The organism is Paenibacillus albiflavus (assembly GCF_004344915.1).
GTDB classification, from domain to species: Bacteria; Bacillota; Bacilli; order Paenibacillales; family NBRC-103111; genus Paenibacillus_AM; species Paenibacillus_AM albiflavus.
Window position 1 is genome coordinate 129,212 of record NZ_SKFG01000012.1, and the last position, 12,325, is coordinate 141,536.

10 protein-coding genes and 1 pseudogene are annotated in these 12,325 nt (G+C 40.7%); 2 read left to right on the plus strand and 9 right to left on the minus strand.

The window, feature by feature from the left end:
- Positions 1-13: 13 nt before the first annotated feature.
- The 5 genes from E0485_RS13500 to rbsK all read right to left on the minus strand — a co-directional run bounded on the left by E0485_RS13500 (position 14) and on the right by rbsK (position 5,509).
- Entirely contained in the window at positions 14-898 is an 885-nt protein-coding gene (locus tag E0485_RS13500; protein ID WP_132418579.1) for a carbohydrate ABC transporter permease, read from the minus strand.
- Positions 899-910: 12 nt separating this feature from the next.
- Entirely contained in the window at positions 911-1,840 is a 930-nt protein-coding gene (locus E0485_RS13505; RefSeq protein ID WP_132418580.1) for an ABC transporter permease, read from the minus strand.
- On the minus strand, positions 1,837-2,148 hold the full coding sequence (locus E0485_RS13510) for a DUF4387 domain-containing protein (RefSeq protein ID WP_132418581.1): 312 nt from the start codon (positions 2,146-2,148) through the stop codon (positions 1,837-1,839). Before E0485_RS13510 ends, E0485_RS13505 begins: the two co-directional genes overlap by 4 nt.
- Positions 2,149-2,150: 2 nt before the next feature.
- Positions 2,151-3,518 carry an acyclic terpene utilization AtuA family protein gene (locus E0485_RS13515; protein ID WP_132418582.1) on the minus strand — a complete coding sequence of 456 codons (1,368 nt, stop codon included), beginning with the start codon at positions 3,516-3,518 and terminating at the stop codon, positions 2,151-2,153.
- A gap of 77 nt (positions 3,519-3,595) precedes the next feature.
- Positions 3,596-5,509, minus strand: coding sequence for a ribokinase (gene rbsK, locus E0485_RS13520; RefSeq protein WP_165921176.1), 1,914 nt, complete (start codon positions 5,507-5,509; stop codon positions 3,596-3,598).
- A gap of 629 nt (positions 5,510-6,138) precedes the next feature.
- Here rbsK and E0485_RS13525 point away from each other — a divergent pair.
- Positions 6,139-6,777, plus strand: coding sequence for a TetR/AcrR family transcriptional regulator (locus E0485_RS13525; RefSeq protein WP_132418584.1), 639 nt, complete (start codon positions 6,139-6,141; stop codon positions 6,775-6,777).
- Positions 6,778-6,862: 85 nt separating this feature from the next.
- On the plus strand, positions 6,863-7,456 hold the full coding sequence (locus E0485_RS13530; protein WP_132418585.1) for a permease: 594 nt from the start codon (positions 6,863-6,865) through the stop codon (positions 7,454-7,456).
- 51 nt (positions 7,457-7,507) lie between these two features.
- On the opposite strand, the gene htpG is transcribed toward E0485_RS13530, so the two are convergent.
- From htpG to E0485_RS13550, 4 genes and pseudogenes are all read right to left on the minus strand, one after another.
- On the minus strand, positions 7,508-9,388 hold the full coding sequence (htpG, locus tag E0485_RS13535; protein ID WP_132418586.1) for a molecular chaperone HtpG: 1,881 nt from the start codon (positions 9,386-9,388) through the stop codon (positions 7,508-7,510).
- A gap of 88 nt (positions 9,389-9,476) precedes the next feature.
- Positions 9,477-10,397 carry a serine hydrolase domain-containing protein gene (locus tag E0485_RS13540; protein ID WP_165921177.1) on the minus strand — a complete coding sequence of 307 codons (921 nt, stop codon included), beginning with the start codon at positions 10,395-10,397 and terminating at the stop codon, positions 9,477-9,479.
- Between the two features lie 39 nt (positions 10,398-10,436).
- Positions 10,437-11,429 (minus strand): phosphotransferase enzyme family protein, encoded by a 993-nt coding sequence (locus tag E0485_RS13545; protein ID WP_132418588.1) that lies wholly within the window; start codon positions 11,427-11,429, stop codon positions 10,437-10,439.
- Positions 11,430-11,774: 345 nt separating this feature from the next.
- Positions 11,775-12,308: pseudogene (locus E0485_RS13550) on the minus strand (phosphotransferase family protein); the annotation flags it as partial.
- Positions 12,309-12,325: the final 17 nt, after the last annotated feature.

Sequence of the window (12,325 nt, forward strand, 5' to 3'; positions counted from 1 at the left end):
TAAACGTGCTTATTTATTCTTTAATGCCGCCTTCCATTACGCCACTTGTATAATGTCTTAGGATAATGGGATAGAGCATAAGAATCGGTACCATGGCAATCACGATAGTCGCTGCTTTAAGTGCTGAGAAGTCCAATTGCGCAATATTACTGTTCTTTAGCAGTTCTGCTGTACCAACGAGTGCAGATGTGTCTCGTTCGACGATGAACTGTCTGAGCAATACTTGCAGAACGGTATTGTCCCTACTCGATAGGAAAATACTGGATTTGAAAAATTCATTCCATTTGGCTATCGCATAGAACATTCCTATCGTCATAACAGGAATACGTGCTAGTGGGAATACAATCCGCAGGAACAATTTCATATGACCTGCTCCATCGATTCTCGCTGCTTCAACCAAGGATTCAGGTATCTCTTCCATAAATCGCATCATGATGATCAAGTAGTAGACATTGATCGTTCTATAAATCACCATGGACCACAAATTATCAAGCAAAGATAAATCTTTCATAACCAGATATTCTTGAATGTACCCTGGTTCAAAAATCATGATAATGATGAGCAGAATCATAATTGGTGTTTTGCCAACTAAGTTCTTGCGAGTTAACACATAAGCCGTGATCGTTGTGAAAAAGACGCTTATGCATGTTCCAACTATCGTGATAAACAGAGAGTTCACAAGTGCTTTTCCGACAATCGGATTGTTAAGCACAACTTGAAAATTAATAAGAGAGAAACCCTTGGGTATAATGTCATAGCCTTTGAGTAGATGGACCTTGTCAGGGTTCGAGAAGGCTTTGGCAAACAAGCTCACAATCGGTACGAACATGGTTAGTGTCAAGAGCGTTAAGATAATACCGATCAGGAATTTAGAGACGGTTAACTTTCTCCCTACCATATAGAAGCCTCCTTACCATGCGCCTTTTGAGGTCAATTTTTTGGAAATAAAATGTGTCGATAGCACAAGCACTACACCGATAGCGCTCTTGAATAAATTAGCTGCAGTCGCATACGAATACTGGCCATTCAGCAAACCAACTCGGTACACATACGTATCAATAATATCAATGTGGCTAGCAACTGAATCGTTCGTGAAGTTAAGCACCTGATCGAGACCTGCATTCATAATGAATCCAATGTTCAGAATGAAAATAGTAACCATTGGTACATACAAGTGCGGGAGAACGATCTTGGTTACGATATGCCATCTAGTTGCACCATCGACATAAGCTGCTTCATACAAACTCGGGCTGATGCCAATAATGGCAGCTAGATAAATAATCGAGTCCCAACCGATACTTCTCCAAGCTTCACTGAATACGAGCACCCATCTAATACTGTCTTTATCGATTAAGAAATCCTTCGCTTCAAAGCCAAACAGCTTAATCAATTCGTTGATTGCCCCAGTGGAAGGAGATAGGAATTCAAACCAAATCCCTGCGATAACGACCCATGACAAGAAGTGAGGCAGATACGAAATCACTTGAATCGATTTACGAAACTTGCCATTGATAAATTCGTTCAGCATAAGTGCGAACAGAATTGGAAAAGGAAACACAATAAACATCTTCATCGCACTAATAATCAACGTGTTGGTTAGCACCTGTGTAAAGACATTCGTGCTAAACAGCTCTTTAAAATACTTCAGTCCGACGAAGATATCCTCTCCAATAATCCGGTAATCGTAGAATGCCAGCTTCATCTCAATGATTGGCCAGATATGAAAGATGATAAAATAAACGAGTGCTGGCAACAGCATCAGATAGAGAACTTTATCCATCCAAATTTGTTTGAGCTTGGTGTTCTTCCTTCTGCCAATCTGACCTTCCGTGCTGCTCATAGATCCACCTCCAATTCCATAAGCGGTGCGTGCTGCTGTGCGCCATATACATCACGATCAAGGAATGTTCCCGAGGATACCTTCCGAGCGAACGTAACTTTGAAGCCTAGCGCTTGGTCGAAGAATACGATATGCATAATTTGGTCAGGCTCAATATTATAAAGTCTGGAGATTACCTCTTTATTGATGACTCCAGAATCTTTAATTGTGTGGTAGATAATCGGATCATTAAATAAAGCATCAACTGTAATTTCAAAAGGGCCACTGTTCTTGCTTCTTAGCACTGTAGCTGCGTCATATAATTTCATCTCTACACCTCTACATACTCGCAAGGGAACATTGTGAGCCCATCTGCGACTTCCATCAAATGATATACGGAGAACTCATATACGGCGCCGAATGGCACATCACTAGGAGCAAATGGAAAAGCAAGATTGCCTGCTGTCGACTTACGTCCCTTGTAGCCATAATGCAAGAAGGTTGATCTTACCGAGCTGCAAACTGCATTTGCAAGATCCTGTGTCGCTGCAATAACCTCGAACATAATCCCCAGTTCATGCCCTGCCCGAGGTGTAGGCTCCAGTTCACCTAATACACCGTTCAAGCCATAATTGACAAAATTAATCTGATAATCCTCACGTGGAATTTCATTATAGTAATCATAGACCTGCTGTTTAACGAGTTCTTCAACCTCTTCAATCTGAGCAATGAGCAAGGGATCACGAACACCAGCTACGACAAATGTGCGATACGCTACTTTCATTGCGCCTTCAAGCTTAATTTTGTAAACAGGCGTTTCTTCCACCTGACTACCATGAACCTCCACACTACCATCACCAAGATCTGTGAATGTACAATGCTCCAAGTTCAGCACCAATCCAGGTCCATGTAAAATATAAGGATGATCCTTCTCATAAAAGGTATGGGCAGCAACCGATATCGTCGTGCATTTGCGACTCTCATTCAATGGCTTCACAATAAAGGAATCCTTCTTCAGAATGCCGAGCATACAATCCTTCGTCGTTCCTGGATCCGCACTAAGCGCAGCACATTCGAGAATTTTACCAAGATGATAGGAGAGCGCTGTGCCACATCCGTTATGCATCGCAACAGCTGCGAATGGAGAAGGATCATAGGCTCTACCGCAAATAATGATATCCGCACCTTCTTGAAGCGCTTTCAAAATAGGCTCATGTCCCATCTGTGCTACAATACTGGTCGTCGCTGCTAGACGGTCTGCTGTTAATGACTTCACGCTTAATCCTAATGGCTCACACTCTCCTACAGCTAGCTTCGCTTCTACCGCCTCATGCGGAATGTCCGCCCAAATGGTAGCAACCTTCACGTCATGAATATGATGTTCCTGCAGGATTTCCATAATAATAGCTCGTGTCCATTCCACATGAACCTTTGCACCGCTTCCGCCAGCAGAGCCAATGATTACTGGAATCTTCGCTTCAACTCCGGCTGTAATCATGAGTTCCAAATCTTTTTTGCAAGCTTGCTTGCTTACAATAGCCGTACCTGCGCCAAGCTTATGAGGCCCTGCATCAGTCGATCCGGCATCAACGACAATTGCATCTGGCGAGCAAGCCATTCCATTCCTAAACGACGACTTTGGAAATCCATATCCCAACATTCCACATGGTGCCAAAATTTTGAATTCTTCTTTTGTCATAAGTTCCTCCGCTAGTTTAAGAAGAAACGGGCTTATCCCTACGATGCATAAATCCGTTTCTTATGGTGACATTCCACTTACAAATACATTCTCATCGTTTCTTTATCAGGCAAAGAAGGTTGAGCTCCTTCTCTGCTTACTGTTATTCCTGCAGCTAGACTAGCAAACTTGATCGCATTTGCGATGTCCTTACCTTCTGCGAGCGCTACTGCTAAACCACTAATGAACGAGTCTCCTGCTCCTGTCGTATCAACAGCTTTGAAAGGTGCCGCTGAAAAGTACTCTTTGGTGTTTCTATTGACGAGCAAACAGCCTTTGTCACCAAGCGTTACAATGACATTCTGGAAGTTTTTCTCCAGCAGTTTATAGGCTTTTTCCTCAATCGTATAATCGCCAGGGATCATTAAATCAATTTCGGTCTCATTCGGTACAACAAGGAAGCAATCTTCAAAGCATGTATAATTAATCTTCTGAGCAGGCGCTGGGTTCAAAATCAATTTAATATTGTTCTTGCGACATATCCCTGCTACATATTCAATCGTATCCATCGGAATTTCCATCTGAATCAAGCAATAATCTACTTTGTCAAAGATCCACTCGAATGAATTCACTTGCTCAATGCTTAATCTGGAGTTTGCACCGGGATTAACCACAATGTTGTTATCCCCACTATCCGAAACATAAATATAGGCATTGCCTGTCGGAAGCATTTCATCAAATACGATTCCACTAGCATCCACGCCATTCTTGACCAAGCTGTTGAACAGCTCACGGCCATAAAGGTCATTGCCAACGCGTCCAATCATGAACACTTTGCCACCAAGCTTACCTGCACCAACCGCTTGATTCGCTCCCTTACCTCCAGCTGCGTTCTTAATGTCATAGGACATAATCGTTTCGCCAACCCTCGGAATATGTGGAACCCGTAAAATAATGTCCATATTCAAGCTGCCGACAATAGCAATTCGCTCCCTTGGTATATCGTTAGCACGAAATGGACCCGAAACACTGTCCTTCAAAGCAATTAAAGGCTCATAAACGACTCTTTTTACCTCAGGCTCATTGCGAATTTGCTTAATTAATGTCATACAAGCCGCAAAACCCATCTCATACATAGGGTAACTAATGGAGGTTAGCGTTGGTGTAACGAGATCACAGATATCGGAATTGCCAAACCCAATGACCGATAGTTCATTCGGAATTTTCATGAGCGCTTCACCAGCTGTTAAATAAACGCCACATGCAAGAATGTCATTACTCGTAACAATTGCAGTAACATTCTTAGCGAGAAGCAGCTTCGTTGCTTCACTTCCGCCAATTTTGCAATCACTGGCAACGCTTTCAATTACAAGATTCTTATCAAAACTAATATTATTGTCATACAATGCCTTCTTATAGCCTTCCAGTTTATCCAGTTCATCCTGACTTGAGAGTGAACTGCTGATATAACCAATGACTTCATGCTTCTTCTCAATTAATTGCGTGGTTGCCAGATAAGTGCCTTGTGCGTAATTCAAATTCAACTGACTTACATCGGCTTCATAGCTCCTTCCACCCGTAAAAACAACAGGCAGCTCTTCATCCATATAATGAACAATGTCCTGTTCGGTCAAAGTGGCTGAAGGAGCGAATAATACACCTTCAACATTGCGTTCTCGAAGAATGTCCCAGTGCCGCTTGTCTTTGGACTCAGCTACATCTGTATTGCATAGGATGACACTCATATTCTCTTGATAAGCTGCATCTAATGCACCTTGAACGAATGGCTTATAGAAGACATCAGATACATTATCAATTACTAAACCAATGGTCGATGTTTTGGCAGCCATTCGTTTAATAACCTTCTGATATGGACTATAGTTATGCTCACTAATAATCTTGGCGATCTTCTGCTTCGTCTCTTCTCCAATATCTTGATCCTTGTTGTTCAATACTTTGGAAACGGTTGCAATAGAAACTCCAGCCAATTTAGCAATATCTTTAATCGTCATTGTATTGGATCTTGGGGGTCCTATCCTGAGATGAGTCATTGTTAAATACCTCGCAAAATTCGTTGAATTGATAATATTAGAAAAATTGCGAAAACATTTTAGGAAAATGTTTACTTAAGCTTAAAATAGCACAGCCCATAATGGGAGTCAAATGAATTATTTAAAAATTCATAATGTTATATTATTCACACGGTCATCTATTCCAAACTCCTCATTCAAAATAAAAAAAGAAACCAATCCAACGTATGATGAGATACAACCCAGCATCGTTGGAAGGTTTCTTTATGGATTTTATATAGGGAGACCGTTTGAATGCATATCATGCAGGCAAATTCTCTAGTTTTTGTGAAATTTAGCTTTTGCCTGTATTTCATACATTCAAAACCCATCATTTTCGCCAAATTCACCATATCCGTCACTTTTGACTGTATAAAATGCAATCAAATCCTACATTTGCTCATCTGAGCCACTTTTGACTGTATAAAATGCATTGAACGAGCTCATGGATGGTTAAATAGTTTCCGTCTGTCTACATTTGGAAAAATCTAAAAAAATAGAATTGACGAATAAGTAACCATTGGTTATATTATAACCAGTGGTTACTTATTTTCGCACTGGAGGTGACTCTTATGTCAAAAAAACAAGAGCTTCGCTCTGAAGAAACGAAGAAATCAATCATTACTGCCGCTTATGAGCTTTTTGCAGTAAAAGGATATGAAGCGGTCACGATGAGAGAAATCGCCAAACAAGCAGGGTGCTCTCACACGACAATCTACATTTATTTCAAAGACAAGGAAGTACTGCTCTATGAACTTTCGAAGCCTGCCCTTCTAGAACTAAAAAGCACATTGAAAGCAAAACTTGAAGATCATAAATTACCTGCTGACGAGCGCATTAAAGCAATTAGTCGTCACTTTATCGATTTTTGCCTCATGAATCACAATATGTACTTGCTTATCATAATGACCCAATCTTCTCGGGTTGATCAAGAGCCGCAAATCCAGCCAGAGCTGAACACTTTACGAATAGAATTATTCTCCATTTTGAATCAAGCACTTCAGGAATATCTACAACTATCTAGTGACGATAAAGATAAGCTATTAAGCTGTTCTCGCATTTATTTTTACATGCTGCAAGGAATTGTGAGCACGTACCACTTGAGTGAAGAATCATCGGAAGACTTATTCAAGAGATTAGATCGAACCTTTGAAGAAGCCTTTGAAGTGCTGCTCACTGGATTCAGATACCGAGAGGGGATGCATGATTAATGAGCTTTATCGTGTATATGCTGCTTTTTGCCATACTCTGTTCTTGGTTAGATACCAGGGTCGATTCAGATAGGAGGAAGGTATAATGTTCGCAGGTCATTTTGGTTTGGCTGCCGCAGTAAAGTCCAAATCTCCTGAGTTACCTTTATGGACCCTGATTGTAGCTACACAATTACTCGATGTCTTATTTGTTCCCCTTTATGTTTCTGGAATTGAAACGCTGGAGATCGTTGATCAAGGTGGATACGGTCATGCTATCATTCATGCGGATTACACGCATTCTTTATTAGTCGCTCTAGTCTTATCGTTAGTTGCTGGGTGGTATGCCTTGAAAAAATGGAATAAACGCAACGGTATTGTTATAGGGGCTATGGTCTTTAGTCATTGGATTCTCGATTTGCTTGTGCATCGTGTCGATCTTCCCATTCTTCCAGGCAATTTGGGGGACCTTCCTTTATTAGGATTTAGCTTATGGAAGTATCCTGCAATAAGCATCATGCTGGAAGTACTATTGATCGCTCTGGGGATTGTGCTGTATTTTCGTTCTGTAATCGCAAGAGCACGTATGAACACCTCTTCTAATCACAAGAACAGCCTAAACAAAGCCTATACAGCTGGAATTGTCTTTGGAGGACTCTTAATCCTGTCTCTTATAACCGATATATTAGGATTGGGATAATAATCAAACAACCCACACTTTTCAGCGTGGGTTGTTCTTATTATGTTATGGTTACACCATAATTTTGCACATATCGTTCGTGAATTGAACAGGGTCTTGAATTGGCAAGCCTTCGATTAAAAGTGCTTGGTTGTACAGGAGATTCGTGTACAGGTTCAGCTTATCTTTATCTTGGCTATAGGAAGCCTTAAGTGATTTGAATACTTCGTGATTCACATTGATTTCGAGAACCTTGTCAGCCTTCACATCTTGGCTGTTAGGCATTGCCTTCAAGATTTTCTCCATTTCAATCGTCAATTCACCCTCGGTAGACAAGCAGACTGGATGAGTCTTCAAACGCTTGGAAGCTTTCACGTTCTTCACTTTATCAGCAAGAATACCCTTCATCGCTTCAAAAAGTTCCTTATTCTCGTTCTCTTCATCAGCTGTTTCATTGTCCTTCGCATCAGGCTCAATGCCTAAGTCGCCGCTAGATACAGATTTGAATTCCTTCTCTTTATACGTCATGATCATCTTGATCGCAAATTCATCAATATCATCTGTGAAATACAGAATTTCATAACCTTTGTCCGCTACCATCTCCGTTTGTGGAAGCTTCTCAATACGCTCTACAGATTCACCTGCAGCATAGTAAATGAACTTCTGATCTTCCGGCATTCTGGACACGTATTCATCCAATGTTACCAGCTTCTTCTCTGTGGAAGAATAGAACATAAGCAGATCTTGGAGCACATCTTTGTTGCTACCATATTCACTGTATACACCATACTTGAGCTGTCTGCCAAAGGACTTATAGAATTGCTCATACTTCTCTCTTTCATCCTTCAGTAAGCTTTGCAGCTGACTCTTGATTTTATTCTTAATGTTCTTCGCGATTAGGCTGAGCTGGCGGTCGTGCTGAAGCATCTCTCTTGAAATATTCAGCGATAAATCCTCCGAATCCACCATTCCTTTAACAAAACTAAAATAATCAGGAAGCAGATCCGCACATTTATTCATGATAAGTACGCCGTTGGAATATAACTCAAGCCCTTTCTCATATTCCTTGGTGTAATAATCGAATGGCGTATTCTCTGGTATAAAGAGAATGGCGTTATAAACCGCAGCTCCGTCAGCTTTGATATGAACATGCGTGATCGGCTTATCGTAACCATAACGCTTCTCGTTATAGAAGTTCTCATAATCTGCATCTGTCAGCTCACTCTTATTTTTACGCCAGATCGGAACCATACTGTTCACTGTTTGTTCTTCTTGGTACTCTTCCAGCTCATCATCAGCACCCTCTTTAGGACGCTGACCTTTGACATCCATCTTGATTGGATAACGGATGAAATCCGAGTATTTCTTGATAATTGCCTTCAAGCGATACTCTTCCAAATACTCATCGTACTGATCATCTTCCGTATTGTCTTTGATCGTCATTATGATCGTTGTACCCACTGAATCCTTCTCACAAGGTTCAATTGTGTAGCCATCAGCACCCTTAGATTCCCACTTGTATGCCTCATCACTGCCAAAAGCTTTTGTTGTGACTGTCAAAACATCAGCTACCATGAAAGCAGAATAGAAACCAACCCCGAATTGACCAATAATATTATGGCCATCTTGCATTTCATTCTCTTTTTTGAATGCGAGCGATCCGCTCTGCGCGATAACCCCGAGGTTATTCTCAAGCTCTTCCTTGGTCATCCCGATCCCTGTATCGGCAATCGTGAGTGTTCGGTTTGCTTTATCAGCTGTTATCTTGATGAAGTAATTCTCTTTATCAAACACTAATTGATTGTCAGCTAACACCTTATAGTAAATTTTATCGATAGCATCACTGGCATTCGAGATTAACTCTCTTAGAAAAATCTCTCTGTGTGTATAAATGGAGTTAATCATCATTTCTAATAATCGTTTGGATTCTGCTTTAAATTGCTTCTTAGCCATGGATCGATCTCCTCTCAGTTTTCATTTAGCACTCATGATTGCCGAGTGCTAACCCTTTCTTTTATATAACATAAATTAAATTTCAAAGTCAACTAAAGATGTGGTTCCTGAATAATCGAAGTGGAAAGAAAGTATCGTTAAACAGCTCACTTGTATAAACAACGACCAATCGATCCTCAGGTGACACAATGATATACTGTCCACCATAACCCATAGCAAAAAACACATTCGGATCATACGGCTGTTTCTCCTCATTCGCAAGCACCCAGAAGTGATAGCCATAAGAACCGATGGAATTATACGTATGGAACTTTGCTGTTGTTGAATTTTCAATCCATGAACGCGAGACGACTTGCTTATTGCGCCATAAACCGCCATCCATTAGCATTTGACCTATTCGGAGCATATCAGCAGTTTGCAGACATAAGCCAAAGCCGCCAATTGTTACTCCTTTGGAATCCTTATACCATCTGTAATCTGTTATTCCAAGAGGTTTAAATAACATCTTCTCTGCAAAAGCAGCCGTATTTCCATTTGTTTCCTTCTTTAAAATAATACTTAATAAATGAGAGCTGCCAGAATCGTATACCATATGCTGCCCTGATTGAGACACCATTTTCTGTTCTAAAATAAACTTCTCCCAATGCTTCGTATTAATCATCGGAAATGGGAGACCCTGCCACGTACTAAATTCTCCCCACTCCCATCCAGGCGTCATCGTGAGCAAATGTTCGATTGTAATCTGTTTCTTATCAGCACCTATGTAGGGAAAATAAGTTTCAATCGGAACTTGTACACTTTCAATTAATCCTTGATCAATCGCAATTCCAATTAGAATAGATACAATGCTCTTCGTACAAGAATGGACTTGGAATAACTTAGTCTCCATTTTTCTATTCTTGTAATACTTAAACACAACCTCATTGTTATGGGAAATCAGACACGAGTTTATCTTTTCTTTGCGAAGAGCATGTTCAAATTTCTGTAGTCTTGTAGCCTCTAAATTCAAATCAATTCACCTGCTTAAATTTAATACTTATACCAAGTTTTATAAAATATTAAGATCAGTTCCAAAGCCTGCCGCTTCTTCTTCCATCCTCTCCGCTAGTCTCGCTCTCAAATTCATTAACCACTCAGGTTCATGATCCCAGCTATCTGCAATCGATCGTAGCGTACGGGCATATCCATATAAACCGGCAAATCTCTTGCATGCTGGAACGATTGTTTCCCAATCAGATGGAAGATCGTATTCTGTTCGGTAACCATCTATAAAGCATTGCATCTTTTCGTTATAGACTTCGGAAGGGATGAATTCATGCAAGCATTCAAATACCTGAACTAAATCCATTACATACCAGTGATACATCGCATCATCAAAATCGATAATATTGCATCCCCCAGACTCCTGATCGTAAAAAACATTATCAAATTCAAAATCATAGTGGATCAGCCCATAATGACTTGGTGATTTCGGCAGCTTATCAAAGTAATCCCGCAATATTGCGACTTCCATCCGTGTTTTCGTTTCATTCGGCAAGTCCCTCAATTGATCTTCGATCCAGTCCAGGACATCGCCATATGACCATCTCGGTGCTCCGACAGGTGTGTACTGGCTCGACAAACGGTGTAGCTTACCTAAAGCTTGTCCATAGCGGTAAATAATCGTATCATTCAAATCCGTTCGATCCAGCTGCACGCCAGACACACGTTTAAAGACAGAGGCGTAGTAAGCGCCCCATGGCGTTTGCACTTCAACCAGTTCTTCCCCTGCACAAGATTGAACCGTTTCCAGAACACCACAACCGTTATCGCGCAAATAAGCAATAAACTCAAACTCTGCTAATACATTATCTTTATTTTTCTCCACCACAGGCGCAAATCTTAATAGATGCGTCTTACCTTCGAATCGGAACGGATAAATGGCATTTGACGATATACGATAATATTGAAAAAGTTCAATTGATTCTGGATCATACTTCCAATTCTTTAACAACATTTCAGCTAAATTCTCATTATTAAAAAGATATTTCAATTTCATCATTGGCATACAGCTCCTCGGCTATTTGGTTTTTTGCGCGCAAAAAGACCGCAGGCTATATCTGCGGTCTACGAAATCCTTATATAAAGTGAAGTGGCAAGAAGAAACGGTTTCACCGTCTTTTAGGACGGATGCGTTTCTTACGCATAATCAAATAAACCTCACTTTTAATCAGGAAAAAATAACAGCATATCCTTGAGTGATTGGCGGACCTACGTGTCCACCTGCCTTATTCAGTTCACGATCACCTTAGTAGTTGTATTCATTGAATTAGCCCAGCGTTTCATGCTGCTCACTCCCTTCACAACAAATTAAAATCATTGTATCCTATTTTTACCATGGTAGCAATTAGAAAAATGCATACAATCCATTTTCAAAATACTTGTAATCATCATCTGTAATGATCGTTTCTCCATAGCCATCGAAGAATGCTTGATGGTCATGATCGGTTTGGAAAATGTTCGGCTTCGGCCTAATCGCTAGTGATACATCATATCTAGGATCTCCGAGCGCACCACCACTCCAGTCAATGATCCCAGCTATTCTTCCGTCATGAACTAACACATTGTCTATCGTAAAATCACCATGAATGAGCGTTTGTCTATATGCCTTCGGCTTATTATTCTTTAGTTTATCCAGCTGTTCCCTTGTCCCGTCAACTTGATAATGCAATAGATTATATTCTGCCTGCGTAAGCATATCATCAATCCAATCGCCACTATTCCTTAGCTGATCAGGACAAATTGTCGCATGCAATTCCCGCAATTGACGTCCGTATTGAAAAATCAGTTTATATCTTACAGATGGATTATCCTCACGAGTCAGAACACTCCGTAAAGGTTCTCCCTCCATGTACTCCATTAGAAGCCATCTGATGTATGCCCTTGCCTCGGATAGCT

Bases quoted from the DNA above. Each gene is read 5' to 3' on its own strand.
- rbsK (WP_165921176.1), bottom strand. From the start codon at position 5,509: ATGACGATTAAAGATATTGCTAAATTGGCTGGAGTTTCTATTGCAACC.
- E0485_RS13500 (WP_132418579.1), bottom strand. From the start codon at position 898: ATGGTAGGGAGAAAGTTAACCGTCTCTAAATTCCTGATCGGTATTATC.
- E0485_RS13525 (WP_132418584.1), top strand. From the start codon at position 6,139: ATGTCAAAAAAACAAGAGCTTCGCTCTGAAGAAACGAAGAAATCAATC.
- htpG (WP_132418586.1), bottom strand. From the start codon at position 9,388: ATGGCTAAGAAGCAATTTAAAGCAGAATCCAAACGATTATTAGAAATG.
- E0485_RS13505 (WP_132418580.1), bottom strand. From the start codon at position 1,840: ATGAGCAGCACGGAAGGTCAGATTGGCAGAAGGAAGAACACCAAGCTC.
- E0485_RS13510 (WP_132418581.1), bottom strand. From the start codon at position 2,148: ATGAAATTATATGACGCAGCTACAGTGCTAAGAAGCAAGAACAGTGGC.
- E0485_RS13515 (WP_132418582.1), bottom strand. From the start codon at position 3,518: ATGACAAAAGAAGAATTCAAAATTTTGGCACCATGTGGAATGTTGGGA.
- E0485_RS13545 (WP_132418588.1), bottom strand. From the start codon at position 11,429: ATGATGAAATTGAAATATCTTTTTAATAATGAGAATTTAGCTGAAATG.
- E0485_RS13530 (WP_132418585.1), top strand. From the start codon at position 6,863: ATGTTCGCAGGTCATTTTGGTTTGGCTGCCGCAGTAAAGTCCAAATCT.